General features: G+C 70.3%; 22 protein-coding genes. 11 read left to right on the forward strand and 11 right to left on the reverse strand.

Annotated features, from left to right (window positions below):
- Window positions 1-55: 55 nt before the first annotated feature.
- A complete protein-coding gene (zapE, locus tag MFF64_RS14120; protein WP_099899207.1) occupies window positions 56-1,255 on the reverse strand; it encodes a cell division protein ZapE in 1,200 nt (399 codons plus the stop codon).
- 196 nt (window positions 1,256-1,451) lie between these two features.
- Between zapE and MFF64_RS14125 the strand changes: the two genes are divergently transcribed.
- Both MFF64_RS14125 and MFF64_RS14130 read left to right on the forward strand, forming a co-directional pair.
- On the forward strand, window positions 1,452-2,045 hold the full coding sequence (locus MFF64_RS14125; protein ID WP_099899205.1) for a GNAT family N-acetyltransferase: 594 nt from the start codon (window positions 1,452-1,454) through the stop codon (window positions 2,043-2,045).
- Window positions 2,046-2,264: 219 nt separating this feature from the next.
- Complete coding sequence (locus MFF64_RS14130) at window positions 2,265-2,525, forward strand: hypothetical protein (protein WP_099899203.1); 261 nt, start codon at window positions 2,265-2,267, stop codon at window positions 2,523-2,525.
- A gap of 447 nt (window positions 2,526-2,972) precedes the next feature.
- Here MFF64_RS14130 and MFF64_RS14135 read toward each other — a convergent pair whose 3' ends face one another.
- Window positions 2,973-4,031 (reverse strand): phosphotransferase, encoded by a 1,059-nt coding sequence (locus tag MFF64_RS14135; RefSeq protein ID WP_099899201.1) that lies wholly within the window; start codon window positions 4,029-4,031, stop codon window positions 2,973-2,975.
- Window positions 4,032-4,205: 174 nt separating this feature from the next.
- On the opposite strand from MFF64_RS14135, the gene MFF64_RS14140 reads away from it, so the two are divergent.
- From MFF64_RS14140 to MFF64_RS14155, 4 genes are all read left to right on the forward strand, one after another.
- The gene (locus MFF64_RS14140; RefSeq protein WP_099899199.1) at window positions 4,206-4,808 is read left to right on the forward strand and encodes an invasion associated locus B family protein; all 603 of its coding nucleotides are present in this window, start codon (window positions 4,206-4,208) and stop codon (window positions 4,806-4,808) included.
- A gap of 213 nt (window positions 4,809-5,021) precedes the next feature.
- Window positions 5,022-6,329, forward strand: a complete 1,308-nt coding sequence (gene rlmN, locus MFF64_RS14145) for a dual-specificity RNA methyltransferase RlmN (protein ID WP_099899197.1) — start codon at window positions 5,022-5,024, stop codon at window positions 6,327-6,329.
- Window positions 6,330-6,342: 13 nt separating this feature from the next.
- Window positions 6,343-6,843 carry a hypothetical protein gene (locus MFF64_RS14150; RefSeq protein WP_099899195.1) on the forward strand — a complete coding sequence of 167 codons (501 nt, stop codon included), beginning with the start codon at window positions 6,343-6,345 and terminating at the stop codon, window positions 6,841-6,843.
- A gap of 174 nt (window positions 6,844-7,017) precedes the next feature.
- The gene (locus tag MFF64_RS14155; RefSeq protein WP_238191266.1) at window positions 7,018-8,550 is read left to right on the forward strand and encodes a sensor domain-containing diguanylate cyclase; all 1,533 of its coding nucleotides are present in this window, start codon (window positions 7,018-7,020) and stop codon (window positions 8,548-8,550) included.
- Window positions 8,551-8,555: 5 nt separating this feature from the next.
- On the opposite strand, the gene MFF64_RS14160 is transcribed toward MFF64_RS14155, so the two are convergent.
- The 3 genes from MFF64_RS14160 to MFF64_RS14170 all read right to left on the reverse strand — a co-directional run bounded on the left by MFF64_RS14160 (window position 8,556) and on the right by MFF64_RS14170 (window position 11,864).
- Window positions 8,556-9,191 (reverse strand): LysE family translocator, encoded by a 636-nt coding sequence (locus tag MFF64_RS14160; RefSeq protein WP_099899193.1) that lies wholly within the window; start codon window positions 9,189-9,191, stop codon window positions 8,556-8,558.
- Window positions 9,192-9,349: 158 nt separating this feature from the next.
- Complete coding sequence (locus MFF64_RS14165; protein ID WP_099899211.1) at window positions 9,350-10,612, reverse strand: porin; 1,263 nt, start codon at window positions 10,610-10,612, stop codon at window positions 9,350-9,352.
- A gap of 373 nt (window positions 10,613-10,985) precedes the next feature.
- The gene (locus MFF64_RS14170; RefSeq protein WP_238191269.1) at window positions 10,986-11,864 is read right to left on the reverse strand and encodes a LysR substrate-binding domain-containing protein; all 879 of its coding nucleotides are present in this window, start codon (window positions 11,862-11,864) and stop codon (window positions 10,986-10,988) included.
- Between the two features lie 106 nt (window positions 11,865-11,970).
- Here MFF64_RS14170 and MFF64_RS14175 point away from each other — a divergent pair, with 106 nt between their 5' ends.
- The 4 genes from MFF64_RS14175 (at window position 11,971) to MFF64_RS14190 (ending at window position 15,234) form a co-directional block, all read left to right on the forward strand.
- Entirely contained in the window at window positions 11,971-12,237 is a 267-nt protein-coding gene (locus tag MFF64_RS14175; RefSeq protein WP_238191271.1) for a DUF1127 domain-containing protein, read from the forward strand.
- A 107-nt stretch (window positions 12,238-12,344) separates the two neighbouring features.
- A complete protein-coding gene (locus tag MFF64_RS14180) occupies window positions 12,345-13,475 on the forward strand; it encodes a zinc-dependent alcohol dehydrogenase family protein (protein WP_165795763.1) in 1,131 nt (376 codons plus the stop codon).
- Between the two features lie 367 nt (window positions 13,476-13,842).
- Window positions 13,843-14,280 (forward strand): tellurite resistance TerB family protein, encoded by a 438-nt coding sequence (locus MFF64_RS14185; protein WP_099904060.1) that lies wholly within the window; start codon window positions 13,843-13,845, stop codon window positions 14,278-14,280.
- Between the two features lie 78 nt (window positions 14,281-14,358).
- The gene (locus MFF64_RS14190) at window positions 14,359-15,234 is read left to right on the forward strand and encodes an NAD(P)-dependent oxidoreductase (protein ID WP_099904058.1); all 876 of its coding nucleotides are present in this window, start codon (window positions 14,359-14,361) and stop codon (window positions 15,232-15,234) included.
- 362 nt (window positions 15,235-15,596) lie between these two features.
- Here the strand turns inward: MFF64_RS14190 and MFF64_RS14195 are convergent, their stop codons facing one another.
- From MFF64_RS14195 to MFF64_RS14215, 5 genes are all read right to left on the reverse strand, one after another.
- Complete coding sequence (locus tag MFF64_RS14195) at window positions 15,597-15,899, reverse strand: nitrile hydratase accessory protein (protein WP_238191273.1); 303 nt, start codon at window positions 15,897-15,899, stop codon at window positions 15,597-15,599.
- A gap of 11 nt (window positions 15,900-15,910) precedes the next feature.
- On the reverse strand, window positions 15,911-16,585 hold the full coding sequence (gene nthB / locus MFF64_RS14200; RefSeq protein WP_099906123.1) for a nitrile hydratase subunit beta: 675 nt from the start codon (window positions 16,583-16,585) through the stop codon (window positions 15,911-15,913).
- Window positions 16,582-17,241: a nitrile hydratase subunit alpha gene (nthA, locus tag MFF64_RS14205; RefSeq protein ID WP_099906124.1), complete on the reverse strand. Its 660-nt coding sequence runs from the start codon at window positions 17,239-17,241 to the stop codon at window positions 16,582-16,584. The genes nthB and nthA overlap by 4 nt, the downstream gene beginning before the upstream one ends.
- Window positions 17,242-17,294: 53 nt before the next feature.
- A complete protein-coding gene (gene soxA, locus MFF64_RS14210) occupies window positions 17,295-18,095 on the reverse strand; it encodes a sulfur oxidation c-type cytochrome SoxA (protein WP_099906126.1) in 801 nt (266 codons plus the stop codon).
- A gap of 251 nt (window positions 18,096-18,346) precedes the next feature.
- The gene (locus tag MFF64_RS14215) at window positions 18,347-18,595 is read right to left on the reverse strand and encodes a hypothetical protein (protein WP_099906128.1); all 249 of its coding nucleotides are present in this window, start codon (window positions 18,593-18,595) and stop codon (window positions 18,347-18,349) included.
- Between the two features lie 179 nt (window positions 18,596-18,774).
- On the opposite strand from MFF64_RS14215, the gene msrP reads away from it, so the two are divergent.
- Window positions 18,775-19,749 carry a protein-methionine-sulfoxide reductase catalytic subunit MsrP gene (msrP, locus tag MFF64_RS14220; protein WP_099906130.1) on the forward strand — a complete coding sequence of 325 codons (975 nt, stop codon included), beginning with the start codon at window positions 18,775-18,777 and terminating at the stop codon, window positions 19,747-19,749.
- 167 nt (window positions 19,750-19,916) lie between these two features.
- Here the strand turns inward: msrP and MFF64_RS14225 are convergent, their stop codons facing one another.
- The gene (locus MFF64_RS14225; protein WP_099906132.1) at window positions 19,917-21,281 is read right to left on the reverse strand and encodes an MFS family transporter; all 1,365 of its coding nucleotides are present in this window, start codon (window positions 21,279-21,281) and stop codon (window positions 19,917-19,919) included.
- Window positions 21,282-21,330: the final 49 nt, after the last annotated feature.

Below are 21,330 nucleotides of genomic sequence, written 5' to 3' on the forward strand. Positions count from 1 at the left end.
CCCGTTCGGGCTTGCCTGGCACCGTCGAACGCGTCCGTTCGAAGGTGCGGCGGTACTACGTCTCCACCAGCCCCGTCGTGCTGCCCGAGGCTTCCGAATCCGGCCGGCCATGCGGCAGGGCGAGGTATTCCTCCGAGCGCATCTCGATCAGGCGCGAGACCGTGCGCTCGAACTCGAACGCCTCGCGGCCGGAATCGGCGAGGTACAGACCGGTCGGCTCGGCGGCCGCGGAGGCCAGCAGCTTGGTGCGGGTGTCGTAGAGCGCGTCGACCAGGATGATGAAGCGCTTGGCCTCGTTGCGCTGGGGCATGTCCATCACCGGGATCTCTTCCACGATCACGGTGTGGAAGCGCTCGGCCAAAGCCAGGTAGTCGGCGGCGCCGAGCGGCCGGGCGCAGAGATCCGCGAAGGTGAAGCGGGCGACGCCGCCGGCGGCCTCGGGGATCGCCACGTCGTGGCCCTTGACCTGGATCGTCGTCGGCCGCCCCTGCGGCTCGCCGGACAGGGCCCGGAACGCGCCGGTGAGCGCTTGCGCGGCCGCCTCGTCCGCCGGCACGTGGTAGACCGGGCTGCCGCCGAGCTTCTCCAGGCGGAAATCGGTGCGCGAATCGAGCCGCACCACCGCGACCCGCTCCTTGAGCTGGTCGATGAAGGGCAGGAACAGGGCGCGGTTGAGCCCGCCCTCGTAGAGCCGGTCGGGCTCGACGTTGGAGGTCGCCACCATCACCACGCCGCGGGCGAACAGCGCGGTGAAGAGACGCCCGAGGATCATCGCGTCGGCGATGTCGGTGACGGTGAACTCGTCGAAGCAGAGCAGGCGCGCCTCGGCCGCGAGCGCCTCGGCCACCACCGGGATCGGGTCGTCGCCCCTGGCGGTACCCTGCTTCACCGCCTGGCGGTGGCGGTGGATGCGCTCGTGCACGTCACCCATGAAGGCGTGGAAATGCACCCGGCGCTTCGGGGGAGGGGCCGCCTCGTGGAAGAGGTCCATCAGCATGGTCTTGCCGCGGCCGACCAGACCCCAGACGTAGAGGCCGCGCGGCCCGGCGATCGGCTCGGGCTTTCGGCCGAACAGCCGGCCGAGGACGCCGGGGCTCGCGGGCGGTGGCACCTCCGCGAGGTCACGGATCAGCCCGTCGAGGCGGGAGACGAGGTCGGTCTGGGCGGGATCGCGCTCGATCGCGCCCGACTCGACCAGGGCGTCGTAGCGGGCGGCGACCGGGCCGCGGGCGGCGGGAACGGGGCTTTGGGTCACCGGCGGGGCTTATCGCGCGGGGCCGGTCCGCGCAATGCGGTGAGATCAAGGCGGCCGCATGCGCCGGCAGCACGGCCGTTGCGCCGTGCAGCATCGGAACGGCGCACCGACCTGCTGCATTGCACAATCCCGGTCTCGGCCGGGATGAGGAAACGCTCGAGATCGCGCCGTCCCCTGTTCGGAGTGCACCTCGAGAATGCAAGATCACCCCCTGCGCACTCAACTGCCCGCTGGCACCCTGGTCAGGCGCCTCTGGTCCACCGACCGCGACGCGGTCGTCACCCTGTTCCGCGGCCTCGACCCGGATTCCCGCTTCGACCGCTTCATGGGCGCTGTGAGCGAGGCCAGAGCGGCGGCCTACGCATCGCACGCCGTCGCTGCCAAAGGCCTGATCTTCGGCGCCTTCACGGACGGGATCCTGCGCGGCGTCGGCGAGCTGCGCCCCGCGGGCGCTACCGCAGAGGCCGAGATCGCCTTCGCGGTGGCGCCTGGCCATCGCGGCCGCGGGCTCGGCGCCGCCCTCGGCGCACGCCTGGCCCAGGCCGCCCGCAACGGCGGCACGCGCCGGCTGCACCTGCGCTGCCTGCCCGGCAACCGAGGGATGCGGGCGCTGGCCCAGCGCCTCGGCGCCGAACTCCGCTCGGGCGGCCGCGAGGTCCACGCCGTCCTGGCGCTCAGCCCGCCCACGCTCTTCTCGCTCTGGCGCGAGGGCGTGGAGGGCCTGTTCGATGTCGCGGCGGCCGCCTCGGCAGCTTGCTCGGCAACGTGGCCGATCGTGCCGGTCGTCTGACGCCCTCCGGCCGGGAAACCGAATCGTCGCCGACCGTGACGCATCCCGGACTTGTCCAGGAGCCGAGATGCGGAACTCGGACGAGTCCGGGAGGCGGCAACGATCTGTGGAGAGATGAATAAAGTCTTAATCGAGGCCTGGACTCGCCACCATCCGGCCCCGTCCATGCCGGATTGTGTTGCTCAAACCGGAGGCAAGACAGCAGGAGGGGACAACCGGATGCAGTCCGCCCGTACCACGCGCGGCCAGGAGACCGCCGCCGAGATCCAGTCGAACCAGATTCAGTCGAGTCAAATTCAATCGAACTTAGAGCGCTCCGTGGCGGCGGCCCTCCGCACCATCGCGGCGGTCCAGGCGGAGCGCAGCGCAGCCCCGGTCCGCTCCGCCCGCCTGCGGCTCGCGACGATCTACGGCGTCACCCGCCTCCAGCGGCGGCGGGAGCGCGAGGGCACCGCCGGCACGAGCAACGCTGGAATGTAACAGCCCGCCCTAACAATCGGATGTCCGAGGCGGCGCGGGTGCGCATGTAGTCCTGGCTGCGCTCCATCAGCACCTCGTGGCTGAGCCGCGCCCCCGGATAGCTCGTGGCGACCCGCCAGCCGTCCTGCCGGCCGCCCTCTTCCTTCAGCTTCACGTCTCCGCCGACGCGGGCGAACCGCTCCGGCAGGCAGGTCACCTGCACGAGCCGATGGCGGGACAGCTCGCACCGGACGTCGTTCGTGGACATGACCTTTCCTCTTCTGCGAGGGCGCAGCAGCCGTGTTCGGACACAGAAAAACCCGAGGGCTCGCGCCGACGGGGTTGCCTGCAGACATCGAGCGTGCGCTCCCGTCACCGGGTGGGGGACCCCATCTGTGCGAGAGCGCGAACCATCGTCTGCCATCCTTCTGCTGAGAGCCAAGACTTGACTTGGCGAAAGCGCTTTCGTCAAGCCTGACTCTGCGCCAGCTCCCAGCCCCGCTCGGCAAGAGCGATGCCGAGCGCGCCCTTCTGGCTCGCCTCGTCGCTGGAGGCGTTGCCGGCCTGGGCGCGGGCGAGCACGCCCTCCAGGATCACGGCCAGGCGGAACAGCGCGAAGGCGACGTGGAACGGGGTGATGCCGTCGCTGCGCCCGGTGCGCTCGCAGTAGCGCCGCACGTACTCGTCCTGGGTCGGAATGCCGAGGGCGGGAAGGTCGCGCCCGAGCACGCCGCGATAGGCGGTGGGTGCAGTGTTGTAGGCGATGCAGTTATAGCCGAGATCGGCGAGCGGATGGCCGAGCGTGGCCAGCTCCCAGTCGATGATGCCGATCACCCGCGGCTCGGTCTTGTGGAAGATCATGTTGTCGAGGCGGAAATCGCCGTGGACGATCCGGGTCTCGTCGCTGTCGGCCGGGATGTGGGCCGGCAGCCACTCGGCCAGGCGGTCGATCGCGACGTTCTCGCGGGTCTTCGAGGCCACCCACTGCTTCGACCAGCGCTCGATCTGGCGCTGGAAGTAATTGCCGGCGCGACCGAAATCGGACAGGCCGATCGCCGCCGGATCGACGAGGTGGAGGCGCGCCAGCGCCTCGTTCATGCCGTAATAGATCCCCGCCCGCTCCTCGCGCGGCAATTCCGGCAGCATCGGGTCCCAGAACACCCGGCCGTGCAGCCGCTCCATCAGGTAGAACGGCGTGCCGATGACGCCCGGATCGGCGCAATAGGCCACCGCCTGCGGCACCGGCACGTCGGTGCGGGAGAGCGCCTGCAGCACCCGGAACTCCCGGTCGACCGCGTGGGCGGAGGGCAGGAGCTTGCCCGGCGGCTGCTTGCGCAGCACGTACTCGCCGGCCTCGGCCATCACCAGGAAGGTCGGGTTCGACTGCCCGCCGCGCATCTGGCGCAGCTCGTTCAGCCGCCCCAGCCCCTGCTGGGCGAGGAACGCTTCCAGCGCCTCGGTCGGGAAGCGGTGCGCCTCGCGCACCGGGATGGTCTCGGGCAGATCCGACGGGGATGGGGCAGTCATGCGACCTTCGCGGCCTCTCAGCGTGCGTTTCCTGGCCGGACCATGCCCCACCGGTGGCCGCGGGTCATTCCTGCAGTGCAGCAATTCGTCGGCGCGGCTCTGTACCCCACTGATTTCGCCGCATTTTCCGGCAATCGGGTGGGCAAGCGTACCCCCCGCGACTAGAGTGCCCGCATGATTCGCGCATCCCTCCTCGCCGCCCTCGGCCTGTTCGCCTTCGCTCTGCCCGCCTCCGCCAAGCCGAAGCCCAAGGCGGAGGCCGCGCCCCCGAGCCTCCAGGCCAGCCCGATCGGCACCTTCGGCGACTGGAACGTCTTCGCCGCCGGCGAGGGCAAGTCGCGCATCTGCTACGCCATCAGCCAGCCGCAGGTCCGCCTGCCGAAGAGCCTCAAGCGCGATCCGGCCTATCTCTTCGTCACCGTGCGCAAGGGCGAGAAGGTCAACAACGAGGTCGCGGTGATGCTGGGCTTCGCGCCGAAGCCCGGCAGCGGCCAGGCCACCACCACCGCCGCGGCGAACGGCGCGGTGCCAACCCCCGCCTCCAGCGCCTCCGATCCCAGCCTGGCGATCGGCTCGGCCCGCTACGCGCTGGTGGTGAAGGGCGCCAATGCCTGGGTGCAGAACCCGGCCGACGAGACCAAGGTCGTGGCCGAGATGGGCCGGGGCAAGAAGGTCATCGTCAAGGCCGTCTCGCAGCGCGGCAATGCCTCGACCGACGAATACGCCCTCGACGGCTTCGGCGAGGCGATGAAGCGCACCCGCGAGGAGTGCAAGTAGTCAGAGAATATCCTGTAAATACAGCGTCATAGGACGGGCGCGGGATCCCCTCTCCCACACGGGAGAGGGAGGGAGATCCTGCTCCGCTCCTTCTCCGCTGAGTCTCTGCTGACACGCCTCGTTTCCCGGGGATTCACCGCCGCCCCATCGCGTTCCGGCCCGAATACCCCTATATGCCGCTGTAATCCGTTTCACTCGAAGGTCTGCGATATCATGGCGACGGCGTCGTTCGACACCGCCCGGCGCGGGAATGGCGCCGTACCAGCAGCACAAGCCCCGGCGATCGAGAAGACGCCCGAGATCCGTCCCGAGGCGCTGGAGACCACCGGCCCGACCTCTCTCGTCGGCCTCACCCGCGAAGCCTTGAAGGGGCGCCTCGCGGGTCTGGGCGTGCCCGAGCGCGAGCAGCGCATGCGTGCCGGCCAGCTCTGGCACTGGATCAACGTGCGCGGAGCCTCGTCCTTCGACGAGATGACCAATGTCAGCAAGGTGCTGAAGAACCAGCTCGCCGGCATCCACACTCTCGACCGGCCCGAAGTGGTGAGCGAGCAGGTGTCGCGCGATGGCACCCGCAAGTGGCTGATCCGCATGCCGCCGACCGGCCGGCACGATCACAACCGTGGCGCCGAGATCGAGTGCGTCTACATCCCGGCCAACGACCGCGGCACGCTCTGCGTCTCGTCTCAGGTCGGCTGCACCCTGACCTGCTCGTTCTGCCACACCGGCACGCAGCGCCTGGTGCGCAACCTGTCGTGCCAGGAGATCGTCTCGCAGCTGGTGGTGGCCCGCGACCGCCTCGGCGACTGGCCGGGCAGGACCCCGCCGAAGGGCGCCTTCGTGCCGGTCGACGGCTCGCGCTTCGTGTCGAACATCGTGTTCATGGGCATGGGCGAGCCACTCTACAACGTCGACAACGTCATCGACGCGGTCGGCGTGATGAGCGACCACGAGGGCCTGGGCCTGTCGCGCCGCCGCATCACCGTCTCGACCTCCGGCGTGGTGCCGCAATTCGAGCGCCTCGGCCTCGAGGCCAACGCCATGCTGGCGATCTCGCTGCACGCGGTGCGCGACGACCTGCGCAACGAGCTGGTCCCGCTCAACCGCAAATACCCGATCCGCGACCTGCTTCAGGCCTGCCGCGACTATCCGGGCGTGTCGAATGCCCGCCGCATCACCTTCGAGTACGTGATGCTCAAGGGCGTCAACGATTCCGACGCCGAGGCGAAGGAGCTGGTGCGCCTGCTCAAGGGGATCCCGGCCAAGATCAACCTGATCCCGTTCAATCCCTGGCCCGGCTCCAAGTACGAGTGCTCGGACTGGGAGCGGATCGAGCGCTTCTCGGAGATCGTGTTCAATGCCGGCTACGCCTCGCCGGTGCGCACGCCGCGCGGCCGCGACATCCTGGCGGCCTGCGGCCAGCTCAAGAGCGAGACCGAGAAGCTGCGCGCCCGCGCCCGGCTGATGCTGGAGGAGGGCATCGGCGCGGAAGGCGTCTACGCCGCAGGCCACGACGACGACTGAGGCGGGACGAACGATGTCCCTCGGCCGTCTCCTCGCCGTCGCGACCGCGCTCCTGATGGCGATCGCCTGCGGCGGCCTCGCCCTCGGGATCGGCGTCGTGATGGACCCGGTCCTGCGCGATCTCCTGGGAACTCTCGGCCTGTCGGGGCTCGAGGCCGTGCTGTCGGATCTCGCCGAGGGCTACGCGCCGGACCCCGCGATGATCGAGGGGGCGGTGAATCTCGGCCGGGCGATCCTGCTCCTCGTCGCGGTGCCGCCGGTCCTCAACGCCATCGTCGGCGAGGTGCTGGGCTGGCGCTCGCTCGCCTGGTACGGCGGCGCCACCGGCCTCCTCACCGCCCTCCTGCCCTGGCTGATGCGCGGCGGCGCCGGGCCGGCAGGGGCTGGGGAGGGCCGGGTCACGGCGATCCTGTTCTGCGCCGGCGGCATCGCCGGCCTGGTCTACTGGCTCGCCGCCGGGCGTTTCGCCGGGCGCGGGCCGGCGACGATGTGGGCCGCGCCGCGGCGGCAGTGACCCGACACCCATCCTGCCGGCGTGTCCGTCTCGGTGATCTCACATGTTAACGCAGTCTTCGGCTCGCGGTCGCTGTGGAAGAACTCCGGGATTGCCTGGTTCGTGAGAGGCTCGTTCAGAGTCGCGGAGGCACGGTCGAGTTCCTGAGGGGACCTTCCCGAAAGAATTCCGCCGATGCCGTCGCCGCGCCGCCTCCTCGCCACGATCAAGACCGTCCGGGTCTGGGTCGTGCTCGGCGTGCTGGCCCCCCTCGGCATGCTGCTCGTCTCCGGCTTCATGCTGTACGAGCTGCGACGGGAGATCTGGGCCCGGGCGGCGGAAACCTCCCAGAACCTGCTGCAGGTGATCGAGACCGACATCGTGCGCAACGTCGAGATCATGGACCTGGCATTGCGGGGCATGATCGCCAAGGTCGAGAATCCTCTCGTCGCCACTGCGCCGGAGAGCCTGCGGCAGCTGCTGCTGTTCGACCGCGTCGTGACCGCCGAGGGGATGGGAGTCCTCGTGCTGTTCGACGAGCATGGCCACGGCATCCTGAACTCGCGTTTCCCCGCGAATGCCGGCGGGACGTTCCTCGACCGTGACTACGTCCAGGTCCATCAGCGGGATCCGGAGGCCGGGCTCTACATCAGCAAGCCGTACCAGTCGCGGATGTCGGGCGCCTACACGGTCGCGTTCAGCCGGCGCGTCAACAAGCCGGACGGGTCGTTCGGCGGCGTCGCGGTCGCCACGCTGAAGCTGTCGCACTTCACCCAGATGCTCGCGAAGATCGGCCTCGGGCCGAACAGCGCCATCAACCTGATCCGCCAGGACGGCATCCGGATCGTGCGCTTCCCCTACGACGTGCGCGACGTCGGGTCCGACGTCTCCGGGGCATCGAACTTCCAGCGTTTCATCCGCGAGCGGGACGGGAGCTTCGCCGAGCGGGCCAACCGCGACGGCGTCCACCGGCTCTTCACCTTCACGCAGGTCGGCGAGCTGCCGCTCATCCTGTCGATCGGCCTGAGCACGGAAGAGATCGAGGCCGGGTGGCGCGCCAAGGCGCTGATGATCGGCGTCACGCTCCTCGCCCTGTTCGGCCTCGCGGTCCTGCTCGCCCTGCTGTGCGGACGGGAGCTGCGCCGCCGCGAGGCGGTCGAGGCCGCGCTCGCCCGCCTCTCGATGACCGACGGGCTGACCGGGTTGCCGAACCGGCGCCGCTTCGACGAAGCTCTGCACCTGGCGCTGAGGGCCGCGTCCCGCAGCGATCGGCCCGTCGGGCTGCTGATCGTCGACGCCGATCATTTCAAGCGCTTCAACGACCGCTACGGGCACGCGGTCGGCGACGAGATCCTGCGCGGGCTGGCGCGCTGCCTGTCGGCCTGCATCCACCGGCCGCACGACCTCGCCTGCCGGATCGGCGGCGAGGAATTCGGCGTGATCCTGCCGGAGACCGACGCGGAGGGGGCGGCGCAGGTCGCCGCGCGCCTGCACGACGAGGTGGCGACCCTGGCGGTGGCGTCGGCCGGCCTTCCGGCCGGTGCGGTGACGGTGAGCATCGGGCTCGCCGAGGCCGCCGGCGGCTCGCAGGCCGAGCTCCACCGGGCGGCGGACACGGCGCTCTACGCCGCCAAGGGGGCGGGCCGCAACCGCACCTGCCGGGCCGAGGCGCGCCCCTTGGCCGCCCCTCTGCGCCTGGTCGCGGCGTCGGACGTTGCCGCCTCCTGATCCGTTCAGCGCACCGTGAGCAGGATGCGGGCCGCGAAGGTGCCGAACAGCCCGGCGAAGAGCCAGTCGATCCCCCGCATCAACCGCGGCCGTGCTTGGAGCGCGCCGGTGACCCGGGCGGCGCCGAGCACCATCAGGATCCCCAGCGGCAGGGACAGGGCGATGAAGGCCAGGCCCAGGAAGGCGAGCTGACCGGTCGGGTCGGGGGCGTCGGCGCGCACGAATTGCGGCAGGAAGGTCAGGAAGAACAGCACCACCTTGGGGTTGGTCAGGTTCACGCCGAGCCCGAGGCAGAAGGTGCGCCACAGGCCGCCCCGCACCGGCTCGGCCCGGACGTTCAGGGCCGAGCCGCGGCGCAGGGCGTCGATCGCCAGCCAGGCGAGGTAGAGCGCGCCCACCACCTTCAGCACCGTGAAGGCGGTGGCCGAGGCGGCGATCAGGGCCGAGATGCCGAGCACGGCGGCCAGCGTGTGGATCAGGGTGCCGAGGCTCGTGCCCAGCACCGTCACGATGCCGGCCCGCCGCCCCGACCCGATGGTGCGGGCGAGCGTCAGGCTCATGTCGGGCCCAGGCGTGACGAACAGCACCAGGCAGGCGGCGAGATAGGCCAGGAGCGTCGGGGTATCGGGCAGGAAGCTCATCGGACGGCTCCGCGGAGGCTGCCCCGGTCTGTATCCGCCCCCGGGTCGCGCGCAAGCCGGGAAAGGCGGTCCAAGGTCCGGCGCGAGCCCGCGAAACGACGTGCGCCCGCCCGGGGGTGCCGGGCGGGCGCGGGGGACGCCGGGTGATCGGGGAGGCGTCAGAAGGTGATGCCGCCCTCGATCATGTAGCGATCCTGCGAGGTGCGGTTGCCGGTGCGGCCGAAGCCGGAGCCGAGCGTGCCGAAGGCGAGGTCGCCGCGGGTGATGTCGTAGAGCTGGACCCGCGAGTACTCGCCGCGGACGAAGAAGCGGTCGAAGGTGAAGGTCGGGGTGATCGTGAAGGACAGGGCCGAGCTGCCCGCGCCGTAGAGCAGGCTGGTGCCGCCCGAGAACGGGGTGCCCGTCTGGCTGATGTACTCGACGCGGCCGGCGAGCGCGAAGTTGTCGGTGAAGGCGTAGCTCGCCAGGACCGCGCCGCCATAAGTCGAGGCGCCCTCGGTGATGCCGATCTTGAAGTCGCGCGCGACGTTCGTGTACTGGAAGTAGGGCGTGATCGTCCACGGCCCGTTCGAGTACGTGTAGTTGATCGACAGGATCCCGCTGTTCTGCTGGAACAGCGGCGTCGCGAAGGAATAGCGCAGGCTGCGCGACAGCACGTCGGTGCGGTCGAGGTTGAGGCCGCCGTTGATGCCGAAGGAGTTGTTGTCGTCGAGCTTGTAGGTGACGGCGCCAGTGAGCCAGCTGATGTTGCCGGAGAAGAACCCGTCGGTGCCGGCCACCGAGGCGGACCACGGGCCGTCGCTGTAGTTCACCTGCACGCCGTGGTTGATGATGTTCTCCTGGTTGAACAGGAGACCGCGGGAGATGTTCAGGTTCTGGAAGGTGAACGGCGCCTCGGTCCCGATCAGGGTCGGCATCCGGCCGCCCTGGATCGACCAGTTGTCGTTGAACACGTACTTGCCGAAGGCGACCGGCAGCGGCGTGAACAGCAGGTCGGTCTGGTCGAGGGCGCTGTAGTTGAGGAAGCCGAGGGCCGGGATCGCGTAGGCGCCGGCCTGGACGTAGAACTGGAACGGCCCGTCGGCCTTCTGGATCCAGCCCTGGATGTTGGTGAAGTCGACCCGTGCCGCCCGGTCGCTCGGCAGCGGCGCGGCCGAGAACGGGAAGGGATTGGTCTGGGTATAGGCGTAGCCGGTGATCGCGCCGCCGACATAGATGTCGCCGAAGCCGCCGAGCGTGAAGCAGGACGGGTTCGGGTTCGGCTTGATGATGCCGCCATAGGCCGGCAGCGACAGGGTCGCCTTGCAGGGCTCGACAACGGCCACCGGGGCAGGGGCCGGGGCGGCCAGGTCGGCGGCCAGGGCGGACCCGGTCGACAGCAGGGCGACGGTCAGGCTGCTGAGGGTGAAGCGCATTGCCACGGTCGAAAAGTCCATCTGAGGCCAGGTTTGGCCAGTGCCGAGTGCGGCGAGGCCAATTGTGGCCGGGGCCAACTGCGGCCAAGCTGGCAGTGTGGCGGCAACGTGGCAAAACCTTTTGTTGGGCGTTTGCTCAAAAATTAGGCAATCTACGCTCTGTTGCGAAGGTGTATCCGGGGCCGTGTCTTTCGCGCAACGCGAGTGGATACTTGACCCACGTAGGATTGACGTTGTCGCGCGACACGTTGGCGTTGCGGCATGTCGAATGCGCCCGCCCCGGATGTGCCGCTTTCGTGAGCCCGGAGCCTTTCGCGGCATCCGTCCGCGGCAGCGGAGGGTGCGGTGAGAAGCGCGGAGAGTGGCAGGGCCGGGGAGATCACGCCTCCTCCGCCAGCATCCGCCGCAGCCAGTCGATGAAGGCCGAGGCGGCTGGCGAGAGCGGCCGGTCCGCCGCCGGCACGGCGGCGAAGCCGTTCGCGAAGCGGTGGAAGCCGCTCGGCGCGACCAGGCGGCCCGCCGCGAGGTCGTCGCGCACCAGCACCTGCTCCACCAGGGCGACGCCGAGGCCCGACAGGGCGGCCTCGATGCACAGGCCGTTATGCGGGAAGGCGATGTCCCGCTCCGCCGCGACGCGCTTGCCCGTCGTCGCCTCCCAGGCCGGCCAGGAATGCGGCGTGTATTCGTGGACGATCCGGGTCTCGGCGGCGAGCCGCCCGCCCTCGACCCGGATCGTGTAACCGGGCGCGCAGACCACCCCGAAGGCCACGTCGCCGAGGCGGATCGCGCGCGCTTCGTCGCGGATCGGATGGGCGAGCCGGTCCCAGCTCAGCACCAGGTCGGCGCCGTCGTCGCGGGTCTCCCGGGCCGAGGTCATCGAGAGGCGCACCTGCACCGTCGGCCGCTCGCGGTAGAAGCCCGACAGGCGCGGCACCAGCCAGCGCATCGCGAAGGTCGCCCCGCAGGCGAGGTGGACGGTGGCGCCGCGCCCGGCATCGCGCAGGCGCAGGTAGCCCCGCTCCAGGTCGTCGAGCACCCCCGTCACCACCGTCCGGAACGCCTCGCCGGCGGGGGTGAGCCGCAGGCCCGTGCCGGCCTTTTCGAACAGGGCGGTGCCGGCCTGCTCCTGCAAGGCCCGCACCTGGCGCGACACCGCCCCGTGGGTGCGGCCGAGCTCGTTCGCCGCCTTCGTGACCGATCCGAGACGCGCCGCGGCCTCGAAGGCCCGCAGGGAGGAGAGGGGCGGCAGGTGGCGCATGGCGGACTTCTGTGAGTTTCGCGCACGAAGCGCGCTGAAGAACTCAATATACGGCGGCGGGTGTTCCGGGTACCTCTACGGTGCCCGACACAGGAGGAGATCTGCCGTGGCCGCCACCGTCATCCCGTTTCCGATGCACCGCGTCGCCGGCGCTCCGCGGGTGCTGACCGTGAGCCATGCGCACGAACCGCGCCTCGCCGGCGTGGCGATCCTGCAAGCCTGGTTCCGGCGCTGGGCCGCCCGTCGCCACCTGGCGCGCGAGCTGCCCTTCATGACCGACGAGACCCTGGCCGATGTCGGCCTCTCCCGTGCGGAGGCGCGTGCCGAGGCGCGCCGCCCGTTCTGGCAGGCCGGTGTAGACGACGCGGCCTGAGCACGAGCGGCCTGACTTTCGGCGCCCGCGGCCGGTTGACCGGCCGCGGCACCGCTGCCAGCCTGCTCCCACCGGGGCCGGAAGACGCCCCGCCGGGAGGATCAACCGTGTCCCTACGCGTCCGCGCCGCCATCCTGCACCATGCCCCCGTCGGGCGGCCCTATGCCGAGACCCGTCCGCTGCGCATCGAGACGATCGAGCTCGATCCGCCGGGGCCGGACGAGGTGCTGGTGAAGATCGCCGGTGCCGGCCTGTGCCATTCCGATCTCTCGGTCATCAACGGCGACCGGGTCCGGCCGGTGCCGGTGGCGCTCGGGCACGAGGCCTCGGGCATCGTCGAGGAGCCCGGGCCCGGCGTCACCGACCTCAAGCGCGGCGACCACGTGGTGATGTCCTTCGTGCCGACCTGCGGCGGCTGCGCGCCCTGCCGCGAGGGGCGCGGCGCCCTGTGCGAGCCCGGCAACGCCGCCAATGCCAGCGGCACGCTGCTGTCCGGCGCCAAGCGCATCCGCTGCGACGGGGCCGAGGTGAGCCATCACAGCGGCGTCTCGGCCTTCGGAGAGTACGCGGTGATCTCGCGCCGCTCGATCGTGAAGATCGATCCCGAGGTGCCGCTCGTCGAGGCCGCCCTGTTCGGCTGCGCGGTGATGACCGGTGTCGGCGCCGTGGTGAATACCTGCCAGGTGCGGATGGGCCAGAGCGTCGCGGTGGTGGGCCTCGGCGGCGTCGGTCTCTCGGCGCTGATCGGTGCCGTGGCCTGCGGGGCGGGCCGCGTCGTCGCGGTCGATCTCTCCGAGGACAAGCTCCGGGTCGCCCGGGAGCTGGGCGCCACCGACACGTTCCTGGCTTCAGACCCCGACGCGGTCGCGGCGATCCGCGACGCCACCGATGGCGGCGTCGACGTCGCGCTGGAGATGGCCGGCTCGGTCAAGGCCTTCGACACCGCCTACCGGATCACGCGCCGCGGCGGCACCACGGCCACCGCCGGCCTCGCCAATCCGAACCACAGCTTCACCCTGCCGCCGGTCGGGCTCGTCGGCGAGGAGCGGGTGGTGCGTGGCAGCTACATGGGCTCCTGCGTCCCGGCCCGGGACATCCCGCGTTACATCGCGATGTATCGGCAGGGCCGCCTGCCGGTGAACAAGCTGATGACCGGCACCCTCACCCTCGACCAGATCAACGAGGGCTTCGACCGGCTGGATCGCGGCGAGGCGATCCGGCAGGTGATCGCGATGTAGGAGGCTGTTCCGCCCTGCCCGGTGGAGCCGACACCCTCCGGAGCATTGCGGGCTCCGCTTCGCGGCCGCGTGATGACGACGCCGGATGGCAGTTTCGTCGAGCAGAGCCCGACAGGGTCTTGCTGTCACGGCGCCAATCGCGCCGTGATCCCGACGAGGCCGCATCGCAGCGTTCGCGGCTGGGACAAGCGTGTCGGATGGAGCACGCTGGCGGCTTTTCTTGCCTAGACCTCGGCACGTCATCGCGTCCGGCGCGAAACGCAGCCGTGCTGCCCTTGTCCCGGGGCGCGCGCCCATGCATCGATGGGAGAATGCAACGAGGGGCCGCTCACTGCGGCCCGAGGGATTTTTTACCTAAGGACGTGCCATGGGGCTGTTTCAGGATGCCTTCTCCCGGTTCGGCCGGGTCGTCATGTCCTATGCCGGCGACACCGCCTTCCTCCACGCCGCCTGTTCGGCGGCTGCTACCGTGATCCTGGCCGACCAGGAGATCGACGAGGAGGAGATCGAGACGGCGCTCGCCGACCTCAGCAACAACCCGATCCTGCACAAGTCCTACGGCGTGCTGAAGCTGGAGCAGGAACTGCACGAGGCGATCGCCCGGGCGAAGAGCCGGGCCGGACGGCTCGAGAACCTGCGCTTCGTCGGCGCCATCGCCGACCGGCCGCTGGAGCAGCGCCAGGACGTCTTCCTCATCGCCGCCGACGTCGCCGACCAGGGCGGCATCAGCGAACTGGAGCACAAGGCCCTCGACGACATCGCCGAGGTGCTCGGCGTCGAGAAGGCGGTCCTCCTGGGGGTGTGAGGTCGGGCGTGTGAGGGCCTGACACCGGGCAGGCCCGCCATATCTCATCCCCATCGTCAGGGTGGGGAGCGTGTCGCGATGGATGTCGGATTTCTCGGGCTCGGCCGGATGGGCCGGCCGATGGCGCTCAACCTAGTCAGGGCCGGTCACCGGGTCCGGGTGTGGAACCGCTCTCCCCAGGCGGCGGAAGAGCTGCGCACCCACGGCGCCGTGCCGGTGGCGACCCCCGCCGAGGCGTTTCGGGGCGACGCCGCGGTGACGATGCTGGCCGACGATGCCGCGCTCCGCGCCGTCATCGTCGAAGGCGGCCTGCTCGACCAGGCCGGGAAGCCGGGCGTCCATATTGGCACCAGCACCATCTCGGTCGCTCTCGCCGAGGAACTGGCGGCGGTGCACGGCCGGGCGGGGGTGCCTTACGTCTCGGCGCCGGTCTTCGGCCGGCCCGACGTGGCGGAACTCGGCAAGCTCAACATCCTGGCGGCCGGCCCGGAGGACGCGATCGCGCGGGCGCAGCCGCTCCTCGACGCGATGGGGGCGAAGACCTGGCGCTTCGGCGAGACGCCGGCCCGCGCCAACGCGGTCAAGCTCGCCGGCAACATGATGATCGTCGCGGCGATCGAGGCGATGGGCGAGGCGGCGGCGCTGACCGAGGCGCACGGGGTTGCGGCCGCCGACCTGCTCGACCTTCTCACCAGCACGATCTTCGCCGCCCCGGTCTACAAGAACTACGGCGCCTCGATCGCCGCCGGCCGGTATGAGCCGCCGGGCTTCGGGCTGGCGCTCGGCGCCAAGGACGTGCGACTGGCCCTTGCCGCCGCGGAGACCGCCCGGGTTCCGATGCCGCTCGCCAGCGTCCTGCGCGACAGCCTGCTCGATGCGCTCGCGCATGGCGACGGGGAGAAGGATCTGGCGGCTTTGGCGACCGTGTCGGCGCGGCGGGCGGGGCAGAGATAGTACTCGACGGTACTCCCGCCGCCCTTTCCCGCACGACCGAGGCGAAGCGGAAAGAGATCCGGGTCCAGGAGGCGAAGTTCCGCAAAGCGGTTCTCTATGCTGCAACGTTGCAGACGTAAGGACGCTTCGCGATTTCCTGTGCTGGTTCCGGGGTCGCATTCCGCTGACTCTGCATGCGCGCAGGTCCGGAACGGATCCGGAAAGCCGAAGGGTTATACCGCCGCGCCTTCGAACGGACTCGTTCAGAGACGCAAGGCAAGCTCGAACGGGCGCCGGCGCTGATGCGCCGGACGCCTTGCCATCTACGTGTCGATGGCAAGGCGCGAAGGTATTACTGTAGAGATGCGAGACCATCGGCCTCTTCACACCCCCGGATCGTTCTCCAGCAGGATCGGCTCCCCGTGCGGCGTCGCCGCCGCCGCACGGGCGAAGGCCGCGCGGCGCGCCTCCAGGGCCGCCGCGCTGGTCAGGCCGCGCTCGGCGATCAACGCCTCGATCGTCTCCAGCCACAGCGCGTAATCCGCCGTGCGGTCGCCGTGCCGGCCGAGGGCCTGCGCCCAGTCCGACCAGGTGAACAGGCCGGCATCGTGCAGCGACACCACCAGCGCGAAGGTCTGCGCCTCCCAGGGGGCGGCGAAGACCGGGGGCTCAGGTGGACGGCTCATCTGCGGGCGGCTCATGCGGCGTCGCCCCGGGCGGGTTCGAGGTAGCTCTCGAACGCGTTGACCGAGACGGTCAGGCCCGGCTCCGCGTCCTCGCCCCACAGCTCGGTCCCGGCGAAGCGCACGGTGTAGAGCCATTGCGGCGCCTCGCCGGCGAAGGCGGCGTTGGAATCCGGGAAGACGAAGCCGCCATGGAGCCGCTCGACCGTGCCGGTGCGGCCGCGGACGTAGCGCGGCAGGCGGGTATGGCCGGTCGGGTTGACGATCTTGGCCCGCACCTCGTCTCCGACCGCGAAACGGGCAGGATGGGCCACCGGGCGGTCGCTCGGGAAGCCGCGGGCGAAGAGTGGTGCCACCTCCTCGGCCTTGAGCACCCGGGCGACCGGGGCCGGCGGCGTCATCGCGGCACCGGCGGCGAGCTCGCCGGCCTCGACGAGGCCGTGCTGCTGCACCTGCTTCTCCAGGGCCCGGAACCAGATCCGGTAGTAGCTGGAGGTCAGGTATTCGCCGGGAGGCAGCGATTCGCGGGCGGCGCGGCTGGCGTCGAGGTTCCAGGTGCCGGTCAGCCCCATCGCCATCGCCATCGCGAAGACCCGCCGCTCCCACGGAGCGTGGAACCAGGGCTCGTCCGCCTCGAGACCCAGCGGGCCGAAGCCCTGCATGCCGCCGAGATCCTGTCCGCCGTTCATGCGTGCACCACCTGGTCGGGGCTCAAGGGAAGCCCGGTGCCAATCATCGAATCGCGGGTGACGAGGTCGGCGAGCGCCGCCTCGTCGAGGTGGTCGGTGCCCGGGGGACGCATCGGCAGCACCATGTAGCGGAGCTCCGCGGTCGAGTCCCAGACGCGGATCCGCGTCGCGGCGGGCAGTTCGGTGCCGAACTCGGCCAGCACCCCGCGCGGGTCGATGACAGCGCGGGAGCGGTACGGCGGCGACTTGTACCAGACCGGCGGCAGGCCGAGCACCGGCCAGGGATAGCAGGAGCACAGGGTGCAGACGACGAGGTTGTGCTCCTCCGGCGTGTTCTCGACCACCACCATGTGCTCGCCGCCGCGACCGCCGACATCGAGCTCGCGCATCGCGGCGCTGCCATCGGCCAGGAGACGCGCCTTGAAGGCGGGATCGACCCAGGCCCGCGCCACCACCCGGGCGCCGTTATGCGGCCCGACCTTGGTCTCGTAGGTCTCGATCAGGGTGTCGAGGGCAGCGGGATCGACGTAGCCCTTCTCGACCAGGATCGATTCGAGGGCGCGCACCCGCAGGTCCATCGGCGACAATTCGCTGCCGTGCGGGTGGTCGTGGTCGTGGTCGTGATGATGGTCGTGATGATCGTGGTCTTGCGCCATGCGGGGCCTCCCGGGGCCTCGAGGATACGCGCCTCGCCCTCACGCCGCCACCGTCACGGGCGCACGGCAGGGCTCTCCACGGGCAAAGGCGCGGCGCGCTGCATCAGGTAGAGGGTCAGTGCCACCGCCTCCGCCGAGCCGGGCGTGAACGGCTCGGCCCGCATGCCGGTCAGGCAGTTGCGCAGGCGCCGTTCCAGCGAGCCGAGATCCTGCCATTCGAGCCGGTAGAGCGGATAGCCGTTCGGGTGTCCCTGCGGGATCGTCGCGGCGCCGAGGCGCCGGCCCCAATGGTCGTCGTGGCAGCCGGCACAGGAGAAGCCGAGCTGGCCCATCGGCGTCTCGAAGAGCTTTCGCCCCTCGGCCCGGGCCGGTGCGAGACGCGGATCGTCCGGGGGCGCCACCGGCAGCCCGCGGGAGAGGTGGCCCAGATAGGCGGTGAGCGCCAGGAGGTCGTGTCCCTCCCGCGGCAGCGGCGTCGCGGCCTGGTGGCGGGTCCGGCAGAGAGTGATCCGGCCCTCGATGTCGACGGGCCGCGCCGTCGCCTCGTCCCAGGCCGGGTAGCGGGCAGCGACGCCGCGCAGAGCCGATTTGGTGTGGCAGCCGGCGCACGGCCGAGCATCGGGGGCGGGAGGCCGGGTAAACAGCTCCGCCCCGTCCTGAACCCAGAGCATGCCCGGATTGGCGGTGTCGTCGGCCTGCATCGCCCGGGTCTCGGGCGCCATCTGGTCGAAGCCGGAGCGGCGCTCGGCGGGCGGGATGCCTTGCGCCGAGGCCCCGCCGAGGAGCAGCGTGACGAGGGCGAGGCCGGCGACGGTTCGTCCGATGGTTGCGCGTGTCCTGGCTGCGTCCCTCATGGCGCGACAATCTACATGGGAACGGGCGCGCATGGGAACGGGCGCGCCCGCACGCGGGACTCGTCCGTCATCGCTCCGCGATGGATCGACGGCGATCAATCCTCTTGCGCCCGCGCGACGGTGCAAGATGTCTCATACCCTTGCGCCTTCGCATCGACGGGTCGATGCGAAGGCGACCGGCGCATCAGCGCCGGGGCCCATTCGGGCTTGCCTTGCACCTTCGAACGCGTCCGTTCGAAGGTGCGGCGGAATCAGATCGGCCGAACCTCCCCCGGCTTCAGCTTCAGCCGGGCGGCGAGGCGGTCCGAGAGGGTGCCGCTCAGCTCCACTGCCGCTTCCGGCATCACCGCCTGCACGGCGGTCACGGCGGCGAGGGGGCCGGTCGCCATGGCAACGTAGACCCGCAGGCCCGGGGCGCTGGTACCGTCGTCGGCGGCCGAGACGGCGACGGTGAAGGCGGTGTGTTTCGGCTTCTTCGCGGGCGGCTTCTTGGCGGGCATCAGGCTCTATCGCACGCTGCCGCGCCGCTGTCGCCGTTCCCGCTGCGGTGGCAGCCCGGTTTCCCACCCTGGCGCAGCCTCGCCGACACGAGGCGCCAGCCTCGCTGAACCGTGACTTGCGTAGCGGACCGTTCGCCCCGATGTCCGCTGCAACACTCGGACCTTCAGGGAACGACGTCATGCACATCAAGGTCAAGCGCGGCTGGGAGATGCCCGAGCGCCTCGCCACGCCTGAATCGATCTTCCTCAACCGCCGGGCGCTGTTGGGCGGCAGCCTCGGGATGGCCGCGGCGTCGCTCGCCGGCGGGCCGGCTCTCGCCGCAATGCCGGGGGAGGGGACGGGCGCGGTGAAGACCGCCGATCTCTATCCGGCCAAGCAGAACCCGGCCTACATCCTCGACCGCCCGGTGACGCCGGAGCGCTACAGCGCCGATTACAACAACTTCTATGAGTACGGCACCAACAAGACCGTCACGCCGGGCTCCAACGCGCTGAAGGTCCAGCCCTGGACGATCAAGATCGACGGCCTCGTCGAGAGGCCGTTCGAAATCGGCTTCGAGGACCTGGTGCGCAAGATGGCGCTGGAGGAGCGGCTCTATCGCCACCGCTGCGTCGAGGCGTGGTCGATGGCGGTGCCATGGACCGGCTTCCCGCTCGCCGCCCTGGTGGCGCTCGCCAAGCCGACCGGCGATGCCAGGTACATCCAGATGCAGACATTCCTGGACAAGGCGATGGCGCCGGGCCAGCGGGCCTTCTTCTATCCCTGGCCCTACACCGAAGGCCTGACGCTGGCCGAGGCCAACAACGAACTCGCCTTCATGGTGACCGGCGTCTACGGCAAGCCGCTGCTCAACCAGTTCGGCGCGCCCCTGCGCCTCGCCGTGCCGTGGAAGTACGGCTTCAAGTCGGTGAAGTCGATCAATCGCATCACCTTCACGGCGGAGCGGCCCAAGACCTTCTGGGAGGGCCTTCAGGCCTCGGAATACGGCTTCTGGGCCAACGTGAACCCGGCGGTGCCGCATCCACGCTGGAGCCAGGCGAGCGAGCGGGTGCTGGGCACCGACGAGCGGGTGCCGACGCTGATCTACAACGGCTACGGCGCCCAGGTCGCCGACCTGTACAAGGGGCTCGAGAAGGAGCGCCTGTTCGCCTGACGAAGAAGGCCGGCGCACCCCACGACGCGCCGGCCCTTCCAGAGTTCTCACGACCGCCTTTCTCCCCCTTCGTCGTCATCCCGGGGCCGCGCAGCGGAGCCCGGAATGCCCCTGAGGGAGGCGGGGCGCCGGCGATCGCTCGACCAGAGCACGCCGTCAGCTTGGTCTCACGCGGTCCCGTCGCCCTGAAGGTAGCCGGAGCGGCGGCTGTCGGGCATCTGGAGCGAGACCAGGAACGCCACGGCGCACATCGCCGTCACGTACCAGTAGAAGGTGGTCTCGTAGCCGGCCTCCTTGAAGGTCAGGGCCACGAACTCCGCCGAGCCGCCGAAGATCGCGTTGGCGATGGCGTAGGACAGCCCGACGCCGAGCGCGCGCACCTCAGCCGGGAACATCTCGGCTTTGACGAGGCCACTGATCGAGGTGTAGAACGAGACGCACATCAGCGCCGCGGTGATCAGCAGGTAGGCCACGATCGGGTTCTGGGCGTCGGCGATCGCGTGCAGCAGCGGCACCGTCAGCAGCGTGGTGAGGCCGCCGAACAGCAGCATCGCAGTCTTGCGGCCGAACTTGTCGGCGAACATGCCGAAGAAGGGTTGCGCCACCATGTAGGTGAACAGCACCGCCGTCATCACCAGGTTGGCGGTCTTCTTGTCCATGTGCGTCGTGTTCACCAGGTACTTCTGCATGTACGTGGTGAAGGTATAGAAGATCAGCGAGCCGCCGGCGGTGTAGCCGAGCACGGTGAGGAAGGCGCGGCGATGGTTGCGCCAGATGGACGCCATGCTGCCGGCCTCGCGCGAGGTGCGGGTCTCGGCGGTCGAGGTCTCGTGCAGCGAGCGCCGCAGGTAGAGGGCCACCACGGCGGCCGCGGCACCGATGAAGAACGGGATGCGCCAGCCCCAGGCAGTCATCGCCTTGTCGTCGAGGGAGAGCGTCACCAGCACCACGACGAGCGAGGCGAGGAGCTGGCCGCCGATCAGCGTGACGTACTGGAATGAGCCGTAGAAGCCGCGCTTCCCCTTGAGCGCCACCTCGCTCATGTAGGTCGCCGAGGTGCCGTACTCGCCGCCGACCGAGAGGCCTTGCGCCATGCGGGCGAGCAGCAGAAGGACCGGCGCGAAGATCCCGATCTGCGCGTAGGTCGGCAGGATCGCGATGACGAGCGAGCCGGCGCACATCATCATCACGGAGATCAGCATCGAGGTCTTGCGGCCGTAACGGTCGGCGACGCGGCCGAACACCCAGCCGCCGATCGGCCGCATCAGGAAGCCGATGGCGAACACCGCCGCGGTGTTGATGAGCTGCACCGTCGGGTCGGCGCCCGGGAAGAACACGTCCTTGAAGTAGATCGCCGTGAAGGCATAGGCGTAGAAATCGTACCACTCGACGAGGTTGCCCGACGAGGAGCCGATGATGGCCTTGATGCGGGCCTTGTTGTCGTAGGCCGCGATGGTCGGGTTCGATGAAGCGAGGCTGTCGGCGGCGGGCGGCCGCGCGGCCCCGGGCCGGCTCTGGGCGGTGGTGGTCATCGCGGGGTCTATCTCCTCCCGGGGGTGAGCGATGGCGGCGTGCGCGGGC

The sequence above is a fragment of the Methylobacterium frigidaeris genome (assembly GCF_022179185.1).
Lineage (GTDB): Bacteria > Pseudomonadota > Alphaproteobacteria > Rhizobiales > Beijerinckiaceae > Methylobacterium > Methylobacterium frigidaeris.

Coding starts and splice junctions, on each gene's coding strand:
- MFF64_RS14195 (WP_238191273.1), bottom strand. CDS start 15,899: ATGAGCCGTCCACCTGAGCCCCCGGTCTTCGCCGCCCCCTGGGAGGCG.
- MFF64_RS14160 (WP_099899193.1), bottom strand. CDS start 9,191: ATGAGCTTCCTGCCCGATACCCCGACGCTCCTGGCCTATCTCGCCGCC.
- MFF64_RS14135 (WP_099899201.1), bottom strand. CDS start 4,031: ATGACTGCCCCATCCCCGTCGGATCTGCCCGAGACCATCCCGGTGCGC.
- rlmN (WP_099899197.1), top strand. CDS start 5,022: ATGGCGACGGCGTCGTTCGACACCGCCCGGCGCGGGAATGGCGCCGTA.
- MFF64_RS14185 (WP_099904060.1), top strand. CDS start 13,843: ATGGGGCTGTTTCAGGATGCCTTCTCCCGGTTCGGCCGGGTCGTCATG.
- MFF64_RS14170 (WP_238191269.1), bottom strand. CDS start 11,864: ATGCGCCACCTGCCGCCCCTCTCCTCCCTGCGGGCCTTCGAGGCCGCG.
- MFF64_RS14225 (WP_099906132.1), bottom strand. CDS start 21,281: ATGACCACCACCGCCCAGAGCCGGCCCGGGGCCGCGCGGCCGCCCGCC.
- MFF64_RS14215 (WP_099906128.1), bottom strand. CDS start 18,595: ATGCCCGCCAAGAAGCCGCCCGCGAAGAAGCCGAAACACACCGCCTTC.
- MFF64_RS14130 (WP_099899203.1), top strand. CDS start 2,265: ATGCAGTCCGCCCGTACCACGCGCGGCCAGGAGACCGCCGCCGAGATC.
- soxA (WP_099906126.1), bottom strand. CDS start 18,095: ATGAGGGACGCAGCCAGGACACGCGCAACCATCGGACGAACCGTCGCC.
- MFF64_RS14155 (WP_238191266.1), top strand. CDS start 7,018: ATGCCGTCGCCGCGCCGCCTCCTCGCCACGATCAAGACCGTCCGGGTC.
- nthB (WP_099906123.1), bottom strand. CDS start 16,585: ATGAACGGCGGACAGGATCTCGGCGGCATGCAGGGCTTCGGCCCGCTG.
- nthA (WP_099906124.1), bottom strand. CDS start 17,241: ATGGCGCAAGACCACGATCATCACGACCATCATCACGACCACGACCAC.
- MFF64_RS14190 (WP_099904058.1), top strand. CDS start 14,359: ATGGATGTCGGATTTCTCGGGCTCGGCCGGATGGGCCGGCCGATGGCG.
- MFF64_RS14125 (WP_099899205.1), top strand. CDS start 1,452: ATGCAAGATCACCCCCTGCGCACTCAACTGCCCGCTGGCACCCTGGTC.
- MFF64_RS14140 (WP_099899199.1), top strand. CDS start 4,206: ATGATTCGCGCATCCCTCCTCGCCGCCCTCGGCCTGTTCGCCTTCGCT.
- MFF64_RS14150 (WP_099899195.1), top strand. CDS start 6,343: ATGTCCCTCGGCCGTCTCCTCGCCGTCGCGACCGCGCTCCTGATGGCG.
- msrP (WP_099906130.1), top strand. CDS start 18,775: ATGCACATCAAGGTCAAGCGCGGCTGGGAGATGCCCGAGCGCCTCGCC.